22 protein-coding genes are annotated in these 23358 nt (G+C 49.0%); 8 read left to right on the top strand and 14 right to left on the bottom strand.

What is annotated here, in order from left to right; translation table 11 throughout:
- Position 1: 1 nt before the first annotated feature.
- Positions 2 to 1471 (bottom strand): IMP dehydrogenase, encoded by a 1470-nt coding sequence (guaB, locus tag BLP64_RS07080; RefSeq protein ID WP_092593138.1) that lies wholly within the window; start codon positions 1469 to 1471, stop codon positions 2 to 4.
- Positions 1472 to 1568: 97 nt separating this feature from the next.
- On the opposite strand from guaB, the gene xseA reads away from it, so the two are divergent.
- Positions 1569 to 2918, top strand: coding sequence for an exodeoxyribonuclease VII large subunit (xseA, locus tag BLP64_RS07075; RefSeq protein WP_092593136.1), 1350 nt, complete (start codon positions 1569 to 1571; stop codon positions 2916 to 2918).
- On the opposite strand, the gene BLP64_RS07070 is transcribed toward xseA, so the two are convergent.
- From BLP64_RS07070 to BLP64_RS07030, 9 genes are all read right to left on the bottom strand, one after another.
- Positions 2872 to 3798 (bottom strand): AEC family transporter, encoded by a 927-nt coding sequence (locus BLP64_RS07070; protein WP_092593134.1) that lies wholly within the window; start codon positions 3796 to 3798, stop codon positions 2872 to 2874. The genes xseA and BLP64_RS07070 overlap by 47 nt on opposite strands.
- 52 nt (positions 3799 to 3850) lie before the next feature.
- Positions 3851 to 4789 (bottom strand): porin, encoded by a 939-nt coding sequence (locus BLP64_RS07065; protein ID WP_092593132.1) that lies wholly within the window; start codon positions 4787 to 4789, stop codon positions 3851 to 3853.
- A 125-nt stretch (positions 4790 to 4914) separates the two neighbouring features.
- Entirely contained in the window at positions 4915 to 6186 is a 1272-nt protein-coding gene (locus tag BLP64_RS07060; protein WP_092593130.1) for a tetratricopeptide repeat protein, read from the bottom strand.
- A gap of 11 nt (positions 6187 to 6197) precedes the next feature.
- The gene (locus BLP64_RS07055; protein ID WP_092593128.1) at positions 6198 to 6806 is read right to left on the bottom strand and encodes an energy transducer TonB; all 609 of its coding nucleotides are present in this window, start codon (positions 6804 to 6806) and stop codon (positions 6198 to 6200) included.
- On the bottom strand, positions 6803 to 7216 hold the full coding sequence (locus BLP64_RS07050; RefSeq protein WP_092593126.1) for an ExbD/TolR family protein: 414 nt from the start codon (positions 7214 to 7216) through the stop codon (positions 6803 to 6805). Before BLP64_RS07050 ends, BLP64_RS07055 begins: the two co-directional genes overlap by 4 nt.
- 14 nt (positions 7217 to 7230) lie before the next feature.
- Positions 7231 to 7770: a MotA/TolQ/ExbB proton channel family protein gene (locus BLP64_RS07045; RefSeq protein WP_176754944.1), complete on the bottom strand. Its 540-nt coding sequence runs from the start codon at positions 7768 to 7770 to the stop codon at positions 7231 to 7233.
- Between the two features lie 8 nt (positions 7771 to 7778).
- Positions 7779 to 9146 (bottom strand): MotA/TolQ/ExbB proton channel family protein, encoded by a 1368-nt coding sequence (locus BLP64_RS07040; RefSeq protein WP_092593122.1) that lies wholly within the window; start codon positions 9144 to 9146, stop codon positions 7779 to 7781.
- A gap of 2 nt (positions 9147 to 9148) precedes the next feature.
- Complete coding sequence (locus tag BLP64_RS07035) at positions 9149 to 9922, bottom strand: DUF3450 domain-containing protein (protein ID WP_092593120.1); 774 nt, start codon at positions 9920 to 9922, stop codon at positions 9149 to 9151.
- An 81-nt stretch (positions 9923 to 10003) separates the two neighbouring features.
- On the bottom strand, positions 10004 to 11266 hold the full coding sequence (locus BLP64_RS07030) for a mechanosensitive ion channel family protein (protein ID WP_092593118.1): 1263 nt from the start codon (positions 11264 to 11266) through the stop codon (positions 10004 to 10006).
- 143 nt (positions 11267 to 11409) lie between these two features.
- On the opposite strand from BLP64_RS07030, the gene BLP64_RS07025 reads away from it, so the two are divergent.
- Genes BLP64_RS07025 through BLP64_RS07015 form a run of 3 tightly spaced genes read left to right on the top strand, consistent with a single transcriptional unit; the run spans position 11410 to position 15797 of the window.
- Complete coding sequence (locus tag BLP64_RS07025) at positions 11410 to 13146, top strand: ATP-binding protein (protein WP_092593116.1); 1737 nt, start codon at positions 11410 to 11412, stop codon at positions 13144 to 13146.
- Between the two features lie 42 nt (positions 13147 to 13188).
- Positions 13189 to 14097 carry a recombination-associated protein RdgC gene (gene rdgC / locus BLP64_RS07020; RefSeq protein WP_092593114.1) on the top strand — a complete coding sequence of 303 codons (909 nt, stop codon included), beginning with the start codon at positions 13189 to 13191 and terminating at the stop codon, positions 14095 to 14097.
- A gap of 29 nt (positions 14098 to 14126) precedes the next feature.
- Positions 14127 to 15797, top strand: a complete 1671-nt coding sequence (locus tag BLP64_RS07015; protein WP_092593112.1) for a dipeptidyl-peptidase 3 family protein — start codon at positions 14127 to 14129, stop codon at positions 15795 to 15797.
- A gap of 46 nt (positions 15798 to 15843) precedes the next feature.
- Here the strand turns inward: BLP64_RS07015 and BLP64_RS07010 are convergent, their stop codons facing one another.
- The gene (locus tag BLP64_RS07010; RefSeq protein WP_176754943.1) at positions 15844 to 16545 is read right to left on the bottom strand and encodes a tRNA1(Val) (adenine(37)-N6)-methyltransferase; all 702 of its coding nucleotides are present in this window, start codon (positions 16543 to 16545) and stop codon (positions 15844 to 15846) included.
- Between the two features lie 29 nt (positions 16546 to 16574).
- Here BLP64_RS07010 and srmB point away from each other — a divergent pair, with 29 nt between their 5' ends.
- Positions 16575 to 17837, top strand: coding sequence for an ATP-dependent RNA helicase SrmB (srmB, locus tag BLP64_RS07005; protein WP_092593108.1), 1263 nt, complete (start codon positions 16575 to 16577; stop codon positions 17835 to 17837).
- Positions 17838 to 17879: 42 nt separating this feature from the next.
- Here the strand turns inward: srmB and BLP64_RS07000 are convergent, their stop codons facing one another.
- Together BLP64_RS07000 and thiI are read right to left on the bottom strand one after the other, a co-directional pair.
- Positions 17880 to 18269: a VanZ family protein gene (locus BLP64_RS07000; RefSeq protein WP_092593106.1), complete on the bottom strand. Its 390-nt coding sequence runs from the start codon at positions 18267 to 18269 to the stop codon at positions 17880 to 17882.
- Positions 18270 to 18311: 42 nt separating this feature from the next.
- On the bottom strand, positions 18312 to 19793 hold the full coding sequence (thiI, locus tag BLP64_RS06995; protein WP_092593104.1) for a tRNA uracil 4-sulfurtransferase ThiI: 1482 nt from the start codon (positions 19791 to 19793) through the stop codon (positions 18312 to 18314).
- 127 nt (positions 19794 to 19920) lie between these two features.
- On the opposite strand from thiI, the gene BLP64_RS06990 reads away from it, so the two are divergent.
- Genes BLP64_RS06990 through dxs form a run of 3 tightly spaced genes read left to right on the top strand, consistent with a single transcriptional unit; the run spans position 19921 to position 22928 of the window.
- Positions 19921 to 20157, top strand: a complete 237-nt coding sequence (locus BLP64_RS06990) for an exodeoxyribonuclease VII small subunit (RefSeq protein WP_092593102.1) — start codon at positions 19921 to 19923, stop codon at positions 20155 to 20157.
- Complete coding sequence (ispA, locus tag BLP64_RS06985; protein ID WP_092593100.1) at positions 20154 to 21044, top strand: (2E,6E)-farnesyl diphosphate synthase; 891 nt, start codon at positions 20154 to 20156, stop codon at positions 21042 to 21044. The genes BLP64_RS06990 and ispA overlap by 4 nt, the downstream gene beginning before the upstream one ends.
- A gap of 3 nt (positions 21045 to 21047) precedes the next feature.
- Positions 21048 to 22928: a 1-deoxy-D-xylulose-5-phosphate synthase gene (gene dxs, locus BLP64_RS06980; RefSeq protein ID WP_092593098.1), complete on the top strand. Its 1881-nt coding sequence runs from the start codon at positions 21048 to 21050 to the stop codon at positions 22926 to 22928.
- Here the strand turns inward: dxs and BLP64_RS06975 are convergent.
- On the bottom strand, positions 22893 to 23354 hold the full coding sequence (locus BLP64_RS06975) for a phosphatidylglycerophosphatase A family protein (RefSeq protein ID WP_092593096.1): 462 nt from the start codon (positions 23352 to 23354) through the stop codon (positions 22893 to 22895). The two genes, dxs and BLP64_RS06975, sit on opposite strands and share 36 nt — an antisense overlap.
- Positions 23355 to 23358 lie beyond the last annotated feature (4 nt).

Here is a 23358-nt window from a genome sequence, read left to right as displayed (position 1 = left end):
CTTAGCCCATCCGATAGTTAGGTGCTTCTTTGGTGATTTGGACACCGTGCACGTGGGATTCACCCATTCCTGCCGCCGTCACTTTCACAAACTGTGGCTTGGTGCGCATTTCTTTAATGGTGGCACAGCCTGTTAATCCCATGGCTGAGCGTAATCCGCCCATTTGCTGGTGAATGATGGCCGCAATCGGGCCTTTATACGGAACGCGCCCTTCAATCCCTTCTGGAACTAGCTTTTCTGCTTCATTGCTGGTTTGGAAATAACGATCCGATGAACCATGGCGTTGGTTCATGGCACCGATACTGCCCATGCCACGATAGGATTTGTAGTAACGCCCTTGGTACAGCTCAACTTCACCGGGGGACTCTTCCGTTCCCGCGAGCATGCTACCGACCATCACACAGTCAGCCCCTGCAGCAATGGCTTTCGCGATATCACCCGAGTAACGGATACCACCGTCAGCGATCACTGGAATATTGGTGCCTTTCAGAGCATCAACCGCATCAGAAATTGCCGTAATTTGCGGCACGCCACAGCCGGTTACAATTCGTGTGGTGCAAATTGAGCCAGGACCAATCCCTACTTTAACAGCATCCACGCCAGCATCTGCTAACGCTTTCGCGCCCGCGCCAGTGGCGACGTTTCCAGCAATAATGGCTAAGTTTGGATATTGCTTACGCGTGGCAATAACACGGTCAATCACACCTTGTGAGTGGCCATGGGAGGTATCGATCAGCAATACATCCACCCCGGCATCCACTAAAGCATCAATACGCTCATCCGTGCCTGCGCCAACGCCTACTGCAGCTCCCACCCGCAAACGCCCCAACTCATCTTTACAGGCGTTGGGTTTGTTTTCTGCTTTGGTGAAATCTTTTAAGGTAATCATGCCACGTAAGTGGAAGGCATCATCAACCACCAAGATTTTCTCAATTCGATGTTGATGCATCAGATTTAAGATATCGTCGCTGGAGGTATGTTCTTTCACCGTGACCAGTTTATCTTTCTGCGTCATGATCGAACTAATTAAGCGGCTATCGTCGCGCTCTGCACGAGTGTCACGCCCCGTTACAATCCCCACCAGCTCGCCGCTTTCTTCGACGACTGGGAAACCATGAAAACCGTGTTCCCGCGCTAGCGCTCGCACTTCGCCAATGGTCGTATGTGGTGACACAGTGACCGGATCGGACACCACCCCACTTTCATACTTCTTCACTTGGCGAACGTGAGCAGCTTGCTCCTCAATGGTCATGTTCTTATGAATAAATCCGATACCGCCTTCTTGGGCTAAAGCAATCGCCAACGCCGCTTCAGTCACGGTATCCATCGCTGCTGACACCATTGGAATGTTCAATTCGATGGTGCGAGTTAAGCGCGTGCGCAAATCGGCATTATGGGGAAGAACGGTAGAATGTCCGGGGACGAGCAGAACGTCGTCAAAGGTTAGGGCTTCTTGGGCAATTCGTAGCATGGCAACATCTCACTAGCTGACTTAATGTTGCGGGTAGATTTTACTCGCAAATGGCTTTCCAGTAAACTCTTTTTTTTATTGTTACCGAGGTAGGCGAATGCAGCAAGCACATATCTTTACTGTTTTTGGGCTCAATAGTGAAGTTCGCCAGGTATTAGAACAGGGCTTTGGCTCCATTTGGCTCGTTGGTGAAATCTCCAACTTCACTGCCGCCAGCTCAGGTCATTGGTACTTTACGCTGAAAGATGAGCGGGCACAAATTCGTGGCGCCATGTTCCGCCAAGCCAATCAACGAATTCGATTGCGCCCACAGCACGGCATGCAAGTGTTGGTGCGCGCAAAACTCACCATTTACGAACCACGCGGCGACTATCAGCTCATTGTGGAGCATATGGAAGACGCTGGACTCGGCTTGCTGCAACAGCAATACGAACAACTCAAAACAAAGCTGCAAGCAGCCGGTCTCTTTGATCCAGCCCATAAGCAAGCCTTGCCTACAACGATTCGGAAAGTCGGCGTCATTACCTCCCCGACCGGCGCGGCAGTGCGCGATATTCTAGCTGTGTTGCGCCGTCGTGACCCCAGCATTGAGGTGGTTATTTATCCAAGCTCCGTGCAAGGTAAGAGCGCAACAGCTGAACTGCTCGACATGCTGCAACGAGCGGTCACCCGTAATGAAGTGGATGTGCTGATTTTGGCACGCGGTGGTGGCTCCCTCGAAGATTTATGGTGTTTTAATGATGAAGCTCTCGCTCACGCCATTTTTCAATGTCCCATTCCCACCATTTCGGCAGTGGGGCATGAGGTGGACTTCACCATCAGCGATTTTGTGGCAGACGTGCGTGCTCCCACGCCTTCTGCTGCAGCGGAACTGATTAGCCGCGATCAACGGGAACGGATTCATCAGCTAGCCCAGCTAGAACAACGCGCCCTGCGTGCGTGGCAACGGTTGGTGGGTACCCACCAACAGGCCCAAGGCTATTGGTTCCATCGTTTGCAGCAGCAACATCCTCAACGGCAAATTGAGCGGAACCAACAACGCGTTGATGAACTGCTGCAACGGTCACAATACAGCCTGCAACGAACGCTGAAACAAACCACTTTGCGCCAGCAACAATTAGCGGTTCGTTTATCCACGGTGCATCCGGAACGCCAATTAAAACGCCACCAGCACGAGCTTGAACAGTTACAGCAGCGCCTTTATCGCGTCACGTCAGCCACGGTGAAACAGCAGCAACAGCGTTTTGCTCATTTGATGCAAAATCTACAACTGGTCAGTCCTCTTGAGACCATAGGACGTGGGTACGCAGTCGTGCAAACACTTGATGGAGACGTAGTTCGCAACCCGAATCAACTCGCACCGCAGCAAGAGTTTCGGGTACGGGTTGCGGAAGGTGAATTTACTGCACTAAAAACTGCAACAACGCATACCACAAAGGCAACGTAATAAAGCACAGCAGCACCCCGTAGCCAACCACCGCAGCAGTCAGCGTGGGTGCTAGCCCCGCCATGATGGCCAAGGCGCCAGCCGATATCATCGCAGGCATCGCGGCTTCCATAATGGTGACTTGCACCACCAACTGATCCAGGCCAAAGCCGTACAAAATAAGCAACGCAACCGCTGGCATCGCTATCAACTTTAAGCCCAGCGCCCAAAATAAGGGCGCGTGGTCTTCTTTGGGCACCCGTAGTTTTAATTGGAACCCAACCGCGACCATAATGACTGGGACCAAGGTAATGGCTAAGGCATCAATGAAGTCGCTAATTGCTGCGGGATAAGGATGGCCCCGTAACAGCAATGCGACCACTAACGCAATAAATGGCGGAAAGCAGGCAATCCGCTTAGCAATCGCAACTGCGCTCGGTCGTTGCGTCGCAGCACCGGGTTCATGGCTGTAAATAGCTACAATAATAGTCGCGTAAATCGATAAGATAAAAAATGACCCCAGTTGGTCATACAGTAAGGCATAAGGGATGCCTTCTGGGCCAAAAAATGCTTCCACCATCGGGAAGCCAACAAAGGAGGTATTGCCCAACGGCACAATAATGAGTAACGCACCGGTGGTCATCCGCGACCAGCGAAAAAGTTTGCTTAAGCCTAAGACCGTTGGCACGGTCAGAGCTAACAAAATCCATGGGATGAGTGCTGGGTACAACAATTCCTTGCCAAATTCCAAGGTTGGAATTTTTTGTAACACCACCGCAGGTAATGCCACGTAAATAACGAAAGCATTCAGTACCTGTCCGGTATTTTGGGGAAACTGTCGACTCCGCTGTAACAGCAAACCAATCGCAAGATACCCTGCGATAAAAATAAAATGGGCCATCGCTTCAAACTAACCTTTTTACTACACCAATGATGACCCTAGTGTAACCTTCCTAGAAGCGATGTTCGATACCGATAGAAGCAAACTCCTGCTGCGCTTCGATATGATCGAGATCGCGCTGGGTATACCAAGCGTAGAGTTTCGTGTTATCCAACCATTGATAATCAACACCACCCGACCACGAACTGCGCTTGCCATTGCTGAAATCTAACTGTTGATATTGCACCAAGAATTTAAGTTCCCGCCAAGGTTGAGCAAGGTTTAACGCAAAGCCATCAGCTTGACCGCTGCCATCCACGTTCTCTTGATCCTGCCACAGTACGCCTACTTGAGTAGTCCCGAAGTGAGTTAGAGCAACCGCCCGAACAATGTTTTTCCCATTGACCGCATCATCCACCCCAACGCCGACATAGTAATCACTATTTTTAAGCTTACTATCGCCGTACGTGACGGTCACTGACACGCCATTATCTGCATTATTTTCAAGGGTGTAACTGGCAGCCACTTGGAATTGGCCCAGCATGGGAGAGAAGTAATTGAAGGTGTCATTCATCCGGCTTTTACCGGCGAAAATGTGCTTGAGATCGCCTTCGTAGTCGCCAAATAAATCAAAGGCACCTTGTAGCATCTTGACGGCAGTATCGCGGCGCCCAACCGAGAACTCTCCGAAGTTGCCTTTGATTCCTAGATACTGATTACGGGGGCTAAATACATGGGAATCGGTGAGATCGGTTAAATCAACTTCCCATTCCATTTGATAAATTATTTCGGTGGTTTCACTCAGCGCGACCGCTCCTTTCGCGCCGATGCGTGATGCATAATTTGTCAGGCTGGTATCGGTTCCGGCACCGTCGTCTCTATCGCTGGCTTGCCACCCCAAATTTGCACGACCATAGAGTTGAAACCACGTCGGTTGGTCAGCTACTGCTGTTGCTGGCATCACCAACCCGCACCCCATCATGACTATAACGCCATTCATTATCTTGCGCATAACACGGCCCCTTCCCGTTAAATGGTCGCAATCTAGTGTAATCCATGAACGAAAACGGGGCTATGTTATGTCATATTTGTGACAGTTTGATTACTTTGTGTCAGTTTTTCGTCATATTGATGGCATTAAGATGACGAACGGATGACATCGCTCAATTTTTGCAGTGATTCTAACTGCTGCTGTTCTGCTTCAGCATACTGTTCCCACTGACTGGCAAGTTGCTGCGCCTCATCGAATTGCTTGGCTGCAGCAAAGGCTTGTAGCGCAGCATTAAAGTTCTCTAAATTTAACTCCGCCATGCCAATGACTAGGTGCATCATGCCAGGTTGCCGTAACTGTCCTTTTTCCAGAGCTTGTCGAGCAGCACTTAACGCTTCTTGATAACGCTCATTGTTGAGCAACAAGGTCGCTCGCTGCGCATCCAATTCACCATTATCACTCAGTTTCGCAGCAGCAATCAGTGCCTCATTGGCTTTATCAGTTTCACGCGCAGCAATCCATGCTTGCGATAAAAACTGTAGGTTAGATAACGTCGGTTGAATAACTCCTTCCGCCATACCCTTCGCCACTACTTGCCCGGCTTGATATGGCAAATCACCGAAAAAGTAGGTTTGCGCCAAATTCAATAGCTCCGATTCTTTCGCGAGATAACCGAGTTGATAGGACACTTCCATCAGCGCCAGTTGCTTTTGATGCTCACCTAACTGCCCATAAACCCCTGCAAGTTGTACCCAATATTCCGGTTTATTGTAATGCTTCACTAATTGCTCCAATACCCCTGCAACCTGCTCCATTTGGTCCAACTCGTAGTACACCGCGCGCTGTAAAATCAGCCAATTCTCTTCCGGCTTCTGAGCTTGCTTAACGGCCGCTTGAATCACCTGGTTAATGGCTGTGAGGGCCTGCGGGAAATTCCCCTGCTGATAGAGCGTTTGCGCTTTTAACACCCAACCTTTTTGCTGCTGTTCTTGCGGCACCAGTTGCTCCCAGCGGGTGAGGTATTGCAGCACTTGATCGTAGTTTTCTTGACCTAAGCTCAATTGGGCGAGGCTAAAGAGGGTATTTTGTTCCAAGGCAAGTGGCAACGCTTCTTCTTCAACTAATTTATTGAAGTAAAAAATGGCCTTTTCAACATTGTCTTGGCCGTAGTTGAAGTACCCATAGAAGTTCCACAACATCGCACGCTCATAGCTGTTCATGCTGCTTTGTTTGCGTTCCACTTCTTGTAACACGCGGAGCCCCGCATCAACATCCCCGGCATCAACCAATTGTTGTGCGCGTGCCAATTGACTGTACACTTGTTCACGCAACGCAGGTGTCTTTTTGCGCTCTTGAGTAAAGCCTTCGGCTTGTATCAGAACACTCAATAACACGGACAAAATAATGAGTTTTCGCATGAGTTTAGCCTCTATCCATCAATCGCAAACGTGAGACGGTTTTGAACCCCTTCAACTTCAACAGGTTCTCCTTGCACGACCCGCGGTTTGTATTTGAACTTCAATACCGCATCGATAGCCGCTTGGTCGAAAATGTGCTCTGGTTGAGCTTCCACCACATAAGGATCTCGCACCGTTCCTTGCTTGGTTACGGTAAATTCAACCACCACATAACCTTCAATACCACGTTGTAATGCTCGCCGCGGATACACCGCTTGCACCTTCACAATGGGTAAGTACTCACCATCGCTTTGATCCAATCCAATGCCTCCAGCAAGTTGTGCATCACCACCCGCATCGACGGAGAAATCAAACCCACTCATGGAGGAATCGACGGGATCCGATTGCAGTTGCGGCTGCGGCATCACCGGGGGCGGAGGATTCGGCTCAGGTGGACGTTGTGGTTTGCGTTCTTTTTGCTGCACTTCTTCGTCGGGCTTCACTCTCACAAAGTCGAGCATGCTGCCTTGGGGAGGTTCAGTCATCGCTCCTTCCCCCCCAACAATCATGGCTTGCATCATGTAAAAGAGGCCCGCAGTCATAACGAATGCAGCGAGCAACGCTAGCGCAAGTCGTTTCATAGTCCCTCTTCTTGAGTTGCGATGGAGACATCAAATACTCCCGCAGCACGGGCAGCATCCATGACTTTGATGAGCACATCGGTGGTCGCTTTCTTATCTGCTTGAATCACCACTGAGCCTTGTGGGTTTTCTGCATACAAACGTTCAATATTGGCTTGCACAGCTCGCACATCCACTTGGCGTTTGTTGATCCAAACTTCACCTGTTTCGCTAATCGCGACTAAGATATTGGCTCGATCCTTTTGCACTGCAGTGGCTGCTTCTGGGCGATTCACGTCAATCCCTGCTTCTTTCACAAAAGAGGCGGTAACGATAAAGAAGATCAATAAGATAAACACCACATCCAGCATGGGCGTCATATCGATCTGGGTATCTTCTTCTTCAACTAAATTGGCAAAATGTTGTTTCATCATATCGCTCCAAATTATGCTGAGAGCTGGAGTTGACTATCATCCAACGCCAACTGCTGTGCTAACGTCACCCGCTCACGCTTAGTGACGCGCTTTAACCAAGTGGTGGCAAATACTCCCGAGAGCGCCCCAACCATCCCTGCCATGGTTGGAATCGTCGCCTTCGACACACCAGCTGCCATGGAACGTACGTTACCGCTGCCAGCTACCGCCATGACATCAAAAACTTCAATCATGCCGGTCACAGTTCCCATCAAACCCAGCAGGGGGCAGAGTGCTACCAAGGCTTGGAGGGTTGGTAAATTACCACCAAGCGCCATCGAAACTCGCGAAATAAGCGCACTTCGAATTTGCTCTGCTTCCCACGAGTTTCTTTCGGTTCGCGACTGCCATTGCTGTACCGCTGCAGTCACCGCCTGGCGATGACCACGCAGGTAGTAAAAAATACGTTCCAAAATCAGTAACCACATCACAAAAATGAGCACCCCAATCACCAGCAATACTTGCCCACCGGTTTCGATGAAATCTTGAATGGCGTGACTGAACTCAAGCAGTAGCATGGTTATTGCCCTCGTTCTGAACGTTCCGCAATAATTCCAGAGGCTTGTTCCTGCAAAATATGAATAATATTGCGGCTACGGGTATGTAATGTAGCGAACAATAACGTCATTGGAATCGCCACAACTAACCCTTGTACCGTGGTCACTAGGGCCTGCGAAATACCCCCAGCCATCAGCTTCGGATCGCCGGTACCAAATAAGGTAATGGCTTGGAAGGTATTAATCATACCGGTGACAGTACCAAGTAATCCCATCAATGGTGCTACCACAGAAATGATTTTGATAAAGGTTAAGTACCGTTGGATTGCAGGGACTTCACGTAAAATCGCCTCGCTCAATTTCAGTTCCAACGTTTCAGTATCAGCGCTCGGATAGTTGTCTTTGACCGCCATGACTCGGCCAAGTGGGTTATCAACACTCACTTTGCTGCTGTTCATTTGACGCTTCACTTTCGCGTTCATGCGGGTTAATCCGACAAACCGAATTGCTGCGAGAACTAAGCCAATAACACCTAGCGCTAAAATGATGTAACCAACTGTCCCGCCTTGCTCAATACGTTCGCCAAGGTCTGGCGCTTGAACTAACAGTCCCAAAATGGCTCCTGCGGTCGGGTCCAAGGCAAACTGAGTCGGTTGTGAATCTGCTTGTTCAAGGTTTTTCACCGTTGCTAAATAGCGTTGGCTTGGCTGACGAACCAACTCAGCAACGGATGAGGTTCCTGGAATCAATTCCAAGTAACGCCCATCGGCAACCAGGTTAAAGGCACCCACACGCGTCACTTCACGCATGTCTTTTTCACCATTCGCTAAGGTCACTAAAGAATCAAATTGAGTGACTTTTCCGGACTCAGCCATTTCATGGAGTAACGTCAGCCATACGGATTCAATCTCTTCCATGCTCGCCAATGTGGAGCTGCGGCCCATTTTTTCCGCAAGGTCTAATAACGGCTGATGACGCTCAGGGTACTCTGCTGATACCACCGAGGTTTGTAGCTTGCTGGCGGTATCTCCGGCCACCTGTTGCAACACACCAAATAGTTCTCGCAAGGAACCCATCCGTTGAGTTAAGGCCTCTGTGAGACTCGCCAATTCCATCTCATTGCCTTCGAATTGGCTCTCTAATTGCTCGCTCAAACGCTCAAGTTGATCACGTTCCGCCATAGCTTCACGCAACAAACGTTCTTGCGCATCGGCTTGAGCACGAAACCGAGCTTCACGCTCTTGGTTTTCCTTCGACTGGGAAAATTTGCCTTGCTGAAGTTGCTGGAGCAATTGCTCTAAGTTCACCGGCTCTTGGGGGGCAGACCAACTCGAGAATGAGGCCAAACTCACTACCACTGCAAGTGCGGCAACAATCGATTTCTTCCACATAATTACTCTCCTACCGCCGAGTTTGCGACATGAATTGGCAACATCAATAAGTCAGGGGCTAATTGTTTCTTCGCCACCCGAATCGCTTTTTGTACGGCACTGGCGTAGCTTGATGAAAGTGGCTCCCACTGCCGTTGCTGTTGATTCCATACTCCTATGGTCGATCCATCTCGTGTCTGATAAATCAACGCCGTACGTCCCACCCGTAAGAACTCCACATCTTGAGGTTGGCCAGCAATCTCCATCACGCCGTTATATGCCTCAATGGTACGTCCGTAATCTGCTTCAATTTGAAAGGCTTCCATAACGCGACGGAATTTTTCTGAAACGGCAACATCGGCCCGATCCATCAATGCTTGTAATCCGGCTAACCGCTGTTGTCTTTCTTCTGGTAAAAAAGGCACATCCAAATCAATGAATACCCCCAAGCTTTCCACCATCTGCAACATCAGTGGAGTAATTTGACGCTCCACCACACTGACTTCATCGATAGACCGATTGAGTTCATCTTTTTCAGCTTGCTGAGACTGCAGTTGGCGTTGCAACTGTTGCGTATAAGCCTTAAGCCCTTGAATTTGGCGGGTTATTTGCTTGTATTGTTGAAGACGTTCTTGGGTGGAATCCGCAATGGTTGCCACCTTGTGCTGTGATGATTTTGCTGCTTGGGTAATTTCGTTCGCAGCATCAACAACAGGTGCCAGGGTTGAGTCCTGAGCGAGGGAAGGCGCACTACTTAGAGTAAGTAGGATCACCGTAGAAAGAATGGAATGCTTCATGAATGTACCTTGCGCATCTATGGATCAATGATGCGCAAGATACTGCTGTTTTATGACAGCGGAGTGACCTAATGATGTCAGTTATGTTTCATTATGATCGGATTGTTTAAGTTGTGTGACCATTTCACGCATATCCACACCGCTTGGATGCTGGAATACGCGCAAGCCAAATTCAGGCAAAATGGAAATTAGATGGTCAAAAATATCCGATTGAATGCTTTCATACTCAGCCCAAACTGTGGTGGCCGTAAAACAATAGATTTCCAATGGCAGTCCATCTGGCGTTGGGTTCAACTGCCGCACCATCAGCGTCATATCTTGATGAATCCGCGGATGATTCTTCAAATACTGCACCACATAGGCTCGGAAGGTACCGATATTGCTGATTCGGCGAGTGTTCACCGGCTCCTTACCTTCGTCTTTTAATTTCTGATTCCACTCGTCAATTTCTTGCTGTTTCGAAGTAAGATAATCGCGCAATAGGCGGAATCGATACAGTTTTTTACGTTCTTCACTCGATAAAAAGTGCACACTGTTTTGATCGAGCATCAAACTCCGTTTAATCCGTCGCCCACCTGACTCTTGCATTCCGCGCCAGTTTTTAAAGGGATCATTAATGAAGCGTTTGGTCGGGATGGTCGAAATGGTTTTATCCCAGTTCTGTACTTTGACGGTATGCAATGCGATATCAATGACATCACCATCAACGCCAAGGTTTGGCATTTCCACCCAATCTCCAACACGAATAATATCGTTCGAAGAAATTTGAACACTTGCCACCAACGAGAGCAAGGTGTCTTGGAATACCAACATCAAGACTGCCGCCATTGCACCTAAGCCTGATAGTAGAATGACCGGTGAACGATCAATCAAGGCGGCAATGACTAAAATGGCTGCAATTGCATAAATCCCAATTTTAACGACTTGAATATAGCCTTTAATTGGCTTCTGGTGGGCATCCGGGCGACGCTCGTAGACGGTGTTTACGACGGTCAGAATACCGCTTATCGCGCGGGCTAACGTTAATACAATAAAGGCGTTACAAACGTTACGCACCACAATCCCAACTTCTGCAGGGAGTTGCGTGATAGTCATCACGCCGTATGAAATAACTAGCGCCGGAACCACGTTCGCGATCCGCGCAATCACATTACTTTCAAATAATTCTTTGTCGCGCCCCGCAGGAGTATATGAAATAACCGCAAGAACGCCGCGTAGAAGAATCTTCTTTACTACAAAGTTCGCCAGCCATGCTGCCGCTAACAATAACAAGACGCGTACCAAAATATCTAACTCCGCGTATTGTGCTAACCATTTTTGTCCTAACTCTAACTGTTCTTGCATACCATTTACCTTACATTATCCGCTTTTTGAGTGCGTCCTTCAGTAGAATAACATAACGCACTTGGGTTGCGGGTACAACGCTTGGCTTATTGCGCAGCAGGCCAATTTCCAGTACCTTGTTGGAAAGTATTCAGGGACACTCAATGGCAACATCTAGTATTTCAAAATCGCTATTAACCAACGTTCTATCCGTGTATTTTGTGCTGACACTGATTGTTACGTCGGTGCAAGTTGTGGCGGAGTACTACGATACCAAGCACATGCTGGTGCAAGAGCTGAATAACCAGCAAAGTACTTTTAATCACTCCTTGGCTCGTTCCCTATGGGAATACAACACCCCACAAATTGAAGCGATTGCCGACGGTCTTATTAACATCCCAGCCATTGCTGGGTTAGTGATTCGAGACGATACCGGACGAGTCATCAGTGAATTAGGCCGAACCCCGCCCTTAAGTGACTTCCCGATGGTTGCCGCTGACAGCTATGAATTACCCGAGCGCAACGGAGTGTTTGGCTATTATTCAAAACTGGTGTTCGAGTTTTCCGGCGACTCAACCCAAGTGGGCGATGTCACCTTATATACCACCCGAGATATCGCCATTGAACGGATTAAGGTCAGTTTATACTTCATCATTGGCTCCGCCATTGTCAAAAGTACGTTTCTAATCCTGCTATTTAGCGTTGCTTTCCATCAAATGTTAAGTCACCCGATGCGTGATCTCACCAGCCAAATCCAAAACTTTCGGCTGGATGATTTAGAGCACTCAAAAATTCATGTCCGTAACTTACGCGACACCGAGTTCATTCTGCTTGAACGGGCCTATAACCAATTGGTTGAAAACCTTAAAGAATACCAAGAAGACCTTGAGCGAACTCAGCAGCAACTCATTAAAGTGAACCGCAAACTGGATGAGCACAATAATATTCTTGAGCAAGAGGTGGCCCGTAAAACCAGTAATATGAGCCGCATTTTAGTGGATCTTGAACGACAGAAAAAAGATTTGGAAACACGACAAGAGTTTCTCCAAGAAGAAATTCGCCGCCGCCAGCTTGCTGAAGATGAACTACGCAGCACCAACCATCGCTTACGAGAATCATTGACTGCGCTAGAGCACGCTCAAGATCAGCTTATCGAGTCTGAGAAAATGGCATCACTGGGTGGCTTAGTTGCAGGTATCACTCATGATATGCACACCCCCATCGGGATTTGTGTGACGGCTGCCACCTATTTACGTGACCAAGTCAGTGAGGTTGAACGATCACTCAAAGCGCGGGAGCTTACGCAAGCGCAACTCACCCAAGCGATTAATTCTTGTCAGGAGTCCGTTCGTTTGCTTGAGGATAACTTAGCCAGCGCCACCGACCTGCTCAGTAGCTTTAAACAGGTCGCCATTGACCAAACCTCCGAAGCCATTCGTGATATCACCATTAAAGAATATGTCCAAGGAGTGATTCACACCTTAAAGCCACGGTTAAAGCCATATCACCCCACCATTACGATTGATTGCCCTGAATCACTGCGTGTGCGATGCCCCGCCGGCGCCTTCGCGCAAATTTTCACTAACCTGATTATCAATTCACTTATTCACGGCTTTGAAAATAAGCAGCGCGGCACCGGGGCTATCCATATTGTTATCGAACGACAACGAGATTCGTTATTTATTCAATATTCGGATAATGGCAAAGGCCTTACCGAAGAGCAGCTCAAGAAGCTGTTCAATCCATTTTTCACCACCAAAGATCAGCAAGGCGGGAGTGGTTTAGGAACCCATATTATTCGTAACTTGGTTACGCAAACATTAGGTGGGACAATTCATGCCGAAAGCCAGCTTGGCCAAGGGCTAACCTATACCATGAAACTTCCGATTATTTTTATCTAGAGCCGCCAACGGCAGCTCACATCATTATTGCAAGGATTAACCATGTGGTTTAAAAACCTGAGAATCTATACGCTCGCACAAGATTTTGTGCTTCCTGACAACATCAGCGACCGCATGGTCGACAATGAGTTTCGGCCATGCGGTCGGCAAGAGCTTGCCAGCTTTGGCTGGAGCTCCCCGTTTGGAGCGCATAGTGAGGTACTCACTCACCAAATCGGGAGCGCTTATTTGTTCTGTGCACGAAAAGAAGAAAAGGTTCTGCCTTCCGCCGTTGTGCAAGCCGAACTCGAAGAACAAGTGAACATCATCGAAGCCGAACAAGCCCGTAAAGTCGGCAGCAAAGAAAAACAAAACCTCAAAGAAGATATCGTGCACCGTCTATTGCCCCAAGCATTCACCCGGTTTCGCCTCACCTGGGGGATGTTGGATACTCAACTCAAGGTGGTCATTGTCGACGCTTCTGCTGCAAATCGTGCCGAAGATTTCTTAGGGCTATTACGAAGCAGTTTGGGTTCACTCCCAGTCAAGCCGCTGTTTTGTGAACAAGCAACCGATGTCTACTTCACGGAATGGTTACAACAAGGGCTAGTGCCAGGCCCATTCCAGTTCGGTGATGAAGTTGAGTTACGTGATTTGTCAGAAGAAGGGAGCGTGGTGCGCATGCGCCAACACGACCTGACCGGAACCGAGTTAAAGACTCACCTTGAACATGACAAACGCGCAACGAAGCTAGGCTTGCAATGGCGGGATCGTATCGAGTTTGTGCTAGAGCACGACTTAGCAATCAAGCGATTCAAGCCCACTGACATCCTCATCGATGAGCAGGATAAGTTGGTTGATGCCACACCAGAACAGAAGATTGACGCAGATTTCGCCTTACTTGCAGGTGAATTAAAAGCGTTTTATCCTGACTTGGTGAGCTTATTCACTGACGCCGCAACGCGCTCGTGACTTTCCAGCATTCTACAAGGACACTATTTATGCGAAGCTTTACCAAACATTCGTTAACGGCTCTAGCACTGAGTGCTACTCTTGCCGCTTGTGGGCATGCCCCCGAACAATCCAGTGCGACCGCTGCGTTGCCTCCAGTCGAGTTGGTAGCAGATGCGCACAGTCGCCTCGCCATCTATCATCCATTTGATCTCACCAGTGATTTAAGCCATTTAAGTGAACGCCAACGCCACATGGTGAAGTTACTCATTGAGGCGTCTGAGATTATGGATGACTTATTCTGGCGACAAGCTTATGGCAGTAGTGCAGAACACCTCTTAAGTCGTCTTTCTGACCCTCAAGTGCGTCAATTTGCAGCCATCAACTACGGCCCCTGGGATAGGCTCAATAATAACGCTCCTTTCCTGACGGGATTCGGTGAGAAACCAGCGGGAGCGAACTTCTACCCTGCAGATATGACCAAAGAAGAATTCGAACAAGCGGATTTCCCGGGGAAAATTGATCAGTACACCTTAGTGCGGCGCGATCAAGCAGGGCAGCTTTACGCGATTCCATACAATGAGGCTTACGAGCCTGAATTACAGCGTGCCGCTGAACTATTACGCGAAGCGGCAGAGTTCGCTGACAATGAACCATTCAAAACCTACCTCAAAATGCGTGCGGATGCCTTCTTAAGTAATGAGTATCAGGCGTCTGACTATGCTTGGATGGACATGACCGAGAACGCCATTGATGTTGTGATCGGCCCCATCGAAAGCTATGAAGACCAACTGTACGGCTATCGCACTGCCTTCGAATCCTACGTGTTGGTGAAAGACCAAGAATGGAGTGAAAAACTCGCCATTTTCGCCGAACATTTACCAGCGCTTCAGCACCAGCTACCGGTTCCTGACGCATATAAAGCAGAGGTACCCGGCACCGGCGCACAATTGAATGCATACGACGTGATTTATTACGCCGGACATTCCAATGCAGGCAGTAAAACCATTGCGATTAACCTTCCCAATGATGAACAGGTACAGCTCGATAAAGGCACGCGCCGCTTGCAGTTAAAAAACGCCATGCGAGCGAAATTTGATGCCATTTTGGTCCCGATTGCAGAAGAGTTGATTGTACCTGAACAACGCGCGCACATTACCTTTGATGCATTCTTTGCCAATACCATGTTTCACGAGGTTGCCCACGGTTTAGGCATTAAAAACTTGGTCAATCAGCCTGGCACCGTCCGTGAGGCTTTAAAAGAACATGCGTCGGCGCTGGAAGAAGGTAAGGCGGACATTTTAGGCTTGTACATGGTGACTCAATTGCTTGAAGCAGGCGTTATCACCGAGGGCGTCTTGGAAGATTACTACACCACCTTTTTAGCTGGTATTTTCCGCTCCGTCCGTTTTGGTGCCGCCAGTGCCCATGGAAAAGCCAATATGATTCGTTTTAACTACTTTGCTCAAGCCGGTGCCTTTACTCGCAATGAGCACGGTCAGTATGCCGTGAACATGGATGCCATGCGTGACGCCATGAACTCGTTATCAGCGAAGATTTTGACCTTACAGGGTGACGGTGACTACCAAGGAGTGGGAGAGTTATTTGATACCATGGGGCACATTGATGCGCAGCTACAAGCGGATCTTGATCGTTTAGCAGCGGCTCAAATCCCCGTCGATATCACCTTCCGCCAAGGCGTCGAAGTACTGGGTTTATAAACTTTGCCGACCCACCGTGACGGGTATCAGCCCGTCGCGGTTTCCCTTACGACAAGTAAAAGTCCTGAGTTAAACTCTTAAACGCCGGCGTATAAATCCCCTGCAAATCACGAATCACCAGTTCTTCCATCACCGCTTCCACCGGCTCCGTTTGCAATTCTAATAGCATTAAATACGCAGGCTTTTGGGGCGTGCTACGAACGTTACAGCGACGCTTGAGATGCAGTTGCAGAATCTCAAGTTGGGACAGAATTTGTAACTCCGCACTGATGGGTGCAACCAATGCAATCCGACCGTTCGCACACAGCCATTCGTTTGCTCGTGCCAGCCAAGTTTGCCAAACATCACCAGTGCCCTGACGAGCTAATTGGCGAGGCGCCGAGGCGCTGACTAAATGCCCAGCAAAATACGGTGGGTTCATCACAATCAAATCGTAACATGCTACGGGCAGCTCAATGGTTTCGACAGGTCCTAGGTGCACCTGCACTTTGTCAGGCCACGGCGATGCCAGGACGTTTTCCACCGCTTGTTGTGCTGCTGCGGTATCCAGCTCAACCGCATCAATCTGCACCTTCGCCGCACTTCGTTGGGCTAGCATCAAGGCTAAAATGCCACACCCTGTACCGAGGTCGAGCAGCCGTTCCGCTCCTCCCATAGAGACCCAAGCCCCGAATAACAGACTATCGGTACTAACTTTCATCGCACATTGGTCATCTTTCAGGTAAAATCGCCGACATTGAAACCCCATTAAACTCTCCATAACGACAGGAATTAGGCATGACACCCGATTGGGAACAACTTGAACTTGATGACGAACTCATTGAGGTTCTCAAAGCAGCCAACCTTAACAAGCCTGCAAAAGTACAGCAAGCAGTTATCCCTGCAGCTTTAGAAGGCCAAGATTTGCTGGTGAACTCCCCTACGGGAACCGGAAAAACGCTCGCGTTTCTGCTGCCTGCATTGCAGCATTTACTGGACTTTCCACGCCGTCATGCAGGCCCAGCACGGGTACTGATTCTTGCTCCCACTCGTGAATTAGCGCAGCAAATTGCAGAACAAGCAGATGCCTTTCACGAAACCACAGGGCTGACGACAGTATTAATCACCGGTGGCGTGAACTATGGTTCACAGCACCAACTGCTTGAAGCCCCCCATGATATTCTGGTGGCAACGCCGGGGCGTCTTCTTGATTTAATCGGCGCAGAGCAATATGCCCTCGATACTGTCGAGTGGCTGATTATCGATGAGGCCGATCGGATGCTGGATATGGGGTTCAGCACAGCCGTAAAGCAATTACTGAATGAAATTGAACACCTGCAACAAACTCTCTTATTTTCTGCCACCTTAGAAAGTGCCGGAGTGTTGCGCTTTGCCAGCGAGATCCAAAAGGAACCTCAGCATATTACGGTGGAGCCTCCTAAACGGGAACGTGGCAAAATTTTACAACGCTGGTACCAGGCTGATACGGCCGAGCATAAATTTCAGTTGCTATTGCGTGTGTTAGAAGAAAACCCCGGCCGCCGCATTATCTTCGTGCGTACCCGTGAGCGGGTTGAAGAGTTGGCAGGAAAACTGCTCGCTGCTGGGGTCAGAAACCTCACCTTACGTGGTGATATGCCTCAGGCTGACCGCCAACGTATCATTGCCCGAATGGAGCGATTCAACGATACCACGCTCATTGCGACCGACGTCGCCGCTCGTGGGATTGATATTGATGATATTGCACTGGTGGTAAACTTTGACCTACCTCGGCAAGCAGATATCTATCTTCATCGCATTGGTCGAACCGGTCGTGCGGGTAAAACCGGATTGGCTATAGCGCTGGTTGAAGCCCATGATGCAGAACTATTGGGCCGCATCGAGCGTTATCAAAAGATTAAAATTGAGCGCCGAGTGTTTGATGATTTACGGCCCCAATTTAAATTCCCAACGCCTGGGAAAGTGAAAAAGAAGAAGAAAAGCAAAACTGACAAAACGAAGCAAGTGAAGAAAGTAAAAAAGCCAAAGCAAGGAAAGAAAGTAAAGCCTGCGAAGGAATAATTTAGGTTGCAGGGGAGCTCTCCCCTGCAATACCACAGCACTTTATTTTTGCAGTTCATTCACCCCGTTCAGGTTCTGCACACGCCCCTTTTTCTGTCGGCGATAGTACCAATACGCGATGGCATAATACGCGGCAGCCCCTAAGGCATCCGCGACTAAATCACCCAAGCTGGCATCCCGATAGGGCAGCATTCCCTGCAACCACTCAATCGCAACACCATACAGCGTTAAGACAATCAACGCGGCCCAAATTGGGATCGGAAAGGCGCGATGAAAGGTCAATGCCAAGACAAAGAACGCACCAAAATGGACCACTTTATCGGCATGTTCAAACCGCGGCACGGCCCCCGTTGACACTTGCATCAGAAATGCAGCTGACAGCGCAATCAACAGCAACAAAAAGATAATTCGAGCTACATTTCTTGAGATCATTCCGTTTATCCCTTATCAACGTCCAATAAAAATAGTGTGTCGTTAGCGAGGCTGATAAACCGCCACATTAGTCACGCCTTGTTCCTGCAAGTACAAGGCTTGAAGTTTACTCATTACTCCTTTATCGCAATAGAGTAAATAGGTTTTACCTTGATCTAATTGTGCAAAGGCTGTCGCTAATTTAAAAAATGGAATATGCCGAACCACAACCCCATCATGAGGAGCAACAAAGGGCTTTCGCTCAACCTCATCTTGACTACGGATATCGACAATTTCATGAATGGCTGTATCGACGTCACGTACTTCATGATACTGCTCGACCCGACTCTCTAGGGTTGCGCCAATCTGGCTTACTTCTTCAACTTTTGCTTGGCAAACAACTTGATCAAGCAAACTCGCATCCAATAGGCTTTCAACCCGCTCAAGATCGTCTCGTTTCGCTTTTACCGTGGGTTTATTCGAAATGACGCCACAATATTCTGGCATGCTCCGAGCTAGATCACCTGTGCCAATTTGGTCCGCCAAATTGATAATATCTTGTTTATCGGTGGTAATTAATGGGCGTAGCACCAGTTTTCGAGTGGCTTCGTCAATCACACTGAGGTTGCTCAGGGTTTGACTCGAAACTTGCCCTAACGCTTCTCCGGTCACGATTGCAGCCGTATTCAACTTGTCCGCAACCCGTTCCGCCGCCCGCAGCATTTGTCGTTTTAATACGACTCCCATCAACCCATGATCAACTTTCGTCAAAATCTCTTCGACAATTGGTGCAAAATCCACACTAATGAATTTAAGTGGATGCGAACTCGCATACTGCTGCCAGAGATAATACGCAGTTTGCCGGACACCGGTTTCATGTTGCGCACCGCCTAAATTAAAAAAGCAAAAATGGACCCGTGCACCACGACGAATCAGCTGAAAACTTGCAACACTGGAGTCGAAACCGCCGGATAATAAACTTAAGACGGTTTCTTGAGTCGGTAGCGGAAAGCCACCTAGCCCTTGAATTTTATCGCCAAACACCCGCACGATATCCCGATCGACTTCAACCCGTACCTCAACATCAGGGCGTTTTAAATTCACTCGAGAATCCGCACAGTGGCGTAACAATGCACCCCCTAAGTAACGCTCAAGATCCAATGAGCGGAACGGATGCTCCCCTTTACGCTTTACTCGCACCGCAAAACTTTGCCCTGTCACGACAGGTTGCCAACAGGCCACGACCAATTCAGCAATTGGCACAAAATCGGTAGGGTTTCCTTCAGGCAATGGCATTTCGTGAGACTCACTGAACCAAGAAATACCCGGCACACGCTGCAGCAACTCGATGATTTGTTCTTTTTGCAATTCTGCATCGGGTGCGACTACCACCTCAATTCGGTCCCAACACCAAATCGCTTTGGCCTTGATTCCTTGTCGTTGGAAGATACTTTTCAAGTTATTAACCAACAACTTGCCATATCTTTTGCGAACACCGTTACTTTTAATCGTGATTTCTGCGTGGAGTCGAACTGTAAATTTCATGCGAGTATTTTTGAGACCATCGTTGAGCTAAAGTAAGGGACGCGACATTATACCAAATTTGACGACACTTCGTAATCAGGGTAACTTGTGCGCCATCATTTCATGCCCCAATGAGGTCGCCTATCTTATGAGTGATTTATCATTTGAACAAGCCATGCAACAGCTAGAAAAAATTGTCGTTCAGCTGGAGCAAGGCGAACTCCCTCTTGAGCAGGCGCTCGCTCAGTTTGAGCAAGCGGTGAAGCTCTCCCGTTTAAGCCAACAAAAACTGCAACAGGCCGAGCAAAAAGTAGCACAATTGCTACAGCAACAAGGGCAAGAAGTCTTAGTCCCATTTCAACAGGCTGCCGAGGATGAGGCGTGAATCTGCAAGAACTATTGGACCAGTCGAAACAACAGATCAACCAGTACCTGCATGACTTGCTACAGCAACGTCCTGCCGTTGCCCCCCGGTTAAATGAAGCCATGCATTATGCGCTGGTCTTGGGTGGCAAGCGTGTCCGCCCATTCCTAACCCAAGCAGTCGGTCAATTATGTGGCGCTCACCCAGATGTCGTGTTGCGGGCTGCAGCCGCAGTAGAATGCATTCATGCATATTCGTTAATCCATGATGATCTCCCCGCAATGGATGATGACCAGTTGCGTCGAGGGCACCCAACGTGTCATGTCGCGTTTGATGAAGCTACCGCTATTTTGGCCGGGGATGCCTTACAAACTCTGGCGTTCGAATTATTGAGCTCCCCCCAACTCGCCGTCGATCCAAGCCGCCAGTTAGCCATGATTCATGTGCTCGCGAAAGCCAGTGGAGACCACGGCATGTGTGGCGGGCAAGCACTTGATTTAGCCGCTACAGGTGCCACTCACCTTGCCGAACCCGAGCTCGCTCGCATTCATGAACACAAAACCGGCGATTTAATTCGGGCGGCCGTCGTTCTAGGGGTGCTTGCTGGGGGTGATGATGCCCAGCCCTTCCGCCAACATTTCGATGACTTTGCTTACTATTTAGGCTTAGCGTTTCAAGTACGAGATGACATGCTCGACGTGATCGGTAATACCATCGCTCTAGGCAAGACGAAAGGAAGCGATGCAGAGGCAAATAAATCCACTTATGTTACACTCTTAGGTTTGGACGGAGCACAGCAGCGTTTACAGGAATTCCACCAGAAAGCGCTTCATGCCCTTACCAAAATTTCTTACAATACCGAATTATTAGCAGCATTCGCTGACCATTTGCTGAACCGGGATCATTAATTCATGTCGTCAACTCGTAGTCACTCTAATGCGCCAACCAAGTTATTGGACAGCATTAACACACCTGCCGATGTTCGTTTATTAAACGAGCGGCAGTTACCGCAGTTATGCGGTGAGGTTCGTGAGTTTCTATTAAAGTCTGTCAGCCAAAGTAGTGGTCATTTGGCCTCAGGACTTGGCACCGTTGAATTAACTGTCGCGTTGCATTACGTCTACGCCACGCCATACGACCAAATCGTGTGGGACGTGGGGCATCAAGCGTACCCACATAAAATTTTGACTGGCCGCAAAGAGGCCATGCATACCATTCGGCAAAAAAATGGACTGCATCCGTTTCCATGGCGCCCAGAAAGTGAATACGACACCTTAAGTGTTGGTCACTCCAGTACCTCCATTAGTGCCGCCTTGGGCATGGCAATTGCCGCCCAACGCAATCATAGCCAGCAAAAAGTGGTCGCCGTGATTGGTGATGGCGCCATCACTGCGGGGATGGCGTTTGAAGCCATGAACCATGCCGGCGATATCAAGCCAGATATGTTGGTGATTCTGAATGACAACGAAATGTCGATTTCAGAAAACGTGGGGGCATTAAACAACCATTTAGCGCGTGTCCTCTCTAGCAACTTTTATACCTCAATTCGTGAAGGCGGCAAGCGTTTGCTGCAAGGCATGCCGAGCATTTCACAACTAGCAAGCCGTGCTGAAGAGCACATGAAAGGCATTGTGACGCCGGGAATTATTTTTGAAGAATTAGGGTTTAACTACATTGGCCCAATTGACGGACACAATGTGAACTTGTTGGTGCAAACATTGCGCAATATGCGCCATCTCAAGGGGCCTCAATTCTTACACATTGTGACACGCAAAGGAAAAGGCTACGCGCCGGCCGAAAAAGATCCCATTGGTTATCATGGGGTGCCTAAATTCGATCCAAGCACCACTTCACTTCCGACATCTGCCCCTAAAACACCGTCCTATTCGCAAGTATTTGGGGATTGGCTGTGTGACATGGCAGCACAAGATCCCAAGCTGATGGCGGTCACACCGGCCATGCGCGAAGGCTCTGGAATGGTTGAGTTCTCTCAAAAGTACCCCGATCAATATTTCGATGTAGCCATTGCTGAGCAACATGCCGTGACGTTCGGGGCGGGCTTGGCCATTGGTGGTTATCATCCAGTGGTCGCTATTTATTCGACCTTTTTGCAGCGTGGTTACGATCAATTAATCCACGACGTCGCCATGCAAGAATTACCTGTGCTATTTGCCATTGACCGAGCTGGAATTGTTGGCGCTGATGGCCCTACGCACCAAGGCGCGTTTGATATCAGTTACATGCGCTGTGTGCCTAACATGGTCATTATGACCCCCAGTGACGAAAATGAATGCCGCAACATGCTCTATACGGGGCATCTTTATCAAGGCCCTGCGGCTGTCCGTTATCCACGTGGTAATGGCGTTGGAGTGCCTTATGATGCCGTCATGCAGCAACTGGAAATTGGCAAAGGCCGACTGGTTCGCGAAGGCGAAGGCGTGGCAATTTTGAACTTCGGCACTTGGTTAGGAGATGCACTCAAATGTGCTGAAACCTTAAATGCCAGTGTGGCTGACATGCGTTTTGTGAAGCCGTTGGATCACGAGCTGATTGAGCAGTTGGCAAGTCAACACGAACTCTTGGTCACGCTTGAAGAAGGAGCGATTGCAGGGGGCGCAGGAAGCGCTGTCAGTGAGTACTTAGCGCAGCAAGGTCATCATGTGCAAGTGCTCCATCTTGGGCTACCCGATGTCTTTATTAAGCATGGTACCCAAGATGAAATTCGAGCTGAACTTGAGCTTGATAAAGCTGGTATTTTAGCCCAGATTCAACGCCGCATGGCCAAGGTGTAATACAATTGTGCTGGCCACCCCGGCCAGCACATCATCCACCATGATGCCAGCGCCACCGGTAAGTTTTCTATCACACCAACCTATCGGCCCTGGCTTCAAAATGTCAAACAGCCGGAATAGCACAAAGGCTAACAACACGTTATACCAGGTAAAAGGTAGCGCGATCATCGCCACCATGTAACCCACGATTTCATCCCAAACAATGGCAGGATGGTCATGAACGCCTAATGCTTTTGCCGTATATTGGCAAATCCAGAACCCCAGTATTGCCGCAACTAGCGTGACCACCACATAACCGGTCAAGCTCAAGCATTGCATCAACCAGACCAAAGGAATAGCAGCTAAGGTACCAAAGGTTCCCGGCGCTTTGGGAGCAAGCCCACTGCCAAATCCAAGAGCAAGGAAATGAATGGGGTGGCGTAACATAGTT

The organism is Pseudidiomarina indica (assembly GCF_900104245.1).
Classification (GTDB): Bacteria; Pseudomonadota; Gammaproteobacteria; order Enterobacterales; family Alteromonadaceae; genus Pseudidiomarina; species Pseudidiomarina indica.
Note: the sequence above shows the minus strand (reverse complement) of the source record. Positions and strands in the feature narration are given on the sequence as shown.

Bases quoted from the DNA above. Each gene is read 5' to 3' on its own strand.
- dxs (WP_092593098.1), top strand. From the start codon at position 21,048: ATGTCGTCAACTCGTAGTCACTCTAATGCGCCAACCAAGTTATTGGAC.
- BLP64_RS07010 (WP_176754943.1), bottom strand. From the start codon at position 16,545: ATGGGGTTTCAATGTCGGCGATTTTACCTGAAAGATGACCAATGTGCG.
- guaB (WP_092593138.1), bottom strand. From the start codon at position 1,471: ATGCTACGAATTGCCCAAGAAGCCCTAACCTTTGACGACGTTCTGCTC.
- BLP64_RS07035 (WP_092593120.1), bottom strand. From the start codon at position 9,922: ATGAAGCATTCCATTCTTTCTACGGTGATCCTACTTACTCTAAGTAGT.
- BLP64_RS06990 (WP_092593102.1), top strand. From the start codon at position 19,921: ATGAGTGATTTATCATTTGAACAAGCCATGCAACAGCTAGAAAAAATT.
- BLP64_RS06975 (WP_092593096.1), bottom strand. From the start codon at position 23,354: ATGTTACGCCACCCCATTCATTTCCTTGCTCTTGGATTTGGCAGTGGG.
- BLP64_RS07050 (WP_092593126.1), bottom strand. From the start codon at position 7,216: ATGAAACAACATTTTGCCAATTTAGTTGAAGAAGAAGATACCCAGATC.
- rdgC (WP_092593114.1), top strand. From the start codon at position 13,189: ATGTGGTTTAAAAACCTGAGAATCTATACGCTCGCACAAGATTTTGTG.
- BLP64_RS07030 (WP_092593118.1), bottom strand. From the start codon at position 11,266: ATGCAAGAACAGTTAGAGTTAGGACAAAAATGGTTAGCACAATACGCG.
- BLP64_RS07025 (WP_092593116.1), top strand. From the start codon at position 11,410: ATGGCAACATCTAGTATTTCAAAATCGCTATTAACCAACGTTCTATCC.
- BLP64_RS07000 (WP_092593106.1), bottom strand. From the start codon at position 18,269: ATGATCTCAAGAAATGTAGCTCGAATTATCTTTTTGTTGCTGTTGATT.
- BLP64_RS07065 (WP_092593132.1), bottom strand. From the start codon at position 4,789: ATGCGCAAGATAATGAATGGCGTTATAGTCATGATGGGGTGCGGGTTG.
- BLP64_RS07015 (WP_092593112.1), top strand. From the start codon at position 14,127: ATGCGAAGCTTTACCAAACATTCGTTAACGGCTCTAGCACTGAGTGCT.
- BLP64_RS07070 (WP_092593134.1), bottom strand. From the start codon at position 3,798: ATGGCCCATTTTATTTTTATCGCAGGGTATCTTGCGATTGGTTTGCTG.
- BLP64_RS07055 (WP_092593128.1), bottom strand. From the start codon at position 6,806: ATGAAACGACTTGCGCTAGCGTTGCTCGCTGCATTCGTTATGACTGCG.
- BLP64_RS07040 (WP_092593122.1), bottom strand. From the start codon at position 9,146: ATGTGGAAGAAATCGATTGTTGCCGCACTTGCAGTGGTAGTGAGTTTG.
- xseA (WP_092593136.1), top strand. From the start codon at position 1,569: ATGCAGCAAGCACATATCTTTACTGTTTTTGGGCTCAATAGTGAAGTT.
- BLP64_RS07060 (WP_092593130.1), bottom strand. From the start codon at position 6,186: ATGCGAAAACTCATTATTTTGTCCGTGTTATTGAGTGTTCTGATACAA.
- srmB (WP_092593108.1), top strand. From the start codon at position 16,575: ATGACACCCGATTGGGAACAACTTGAACTTGATGACGAACTCATTGAG.
- thiI (WP_092593104.1), bottom strand. From the start codon at position 19,793: ATGAAATTTACAGTTCGACTCCACGCAGAAATCACGATTAAAAGTAAC.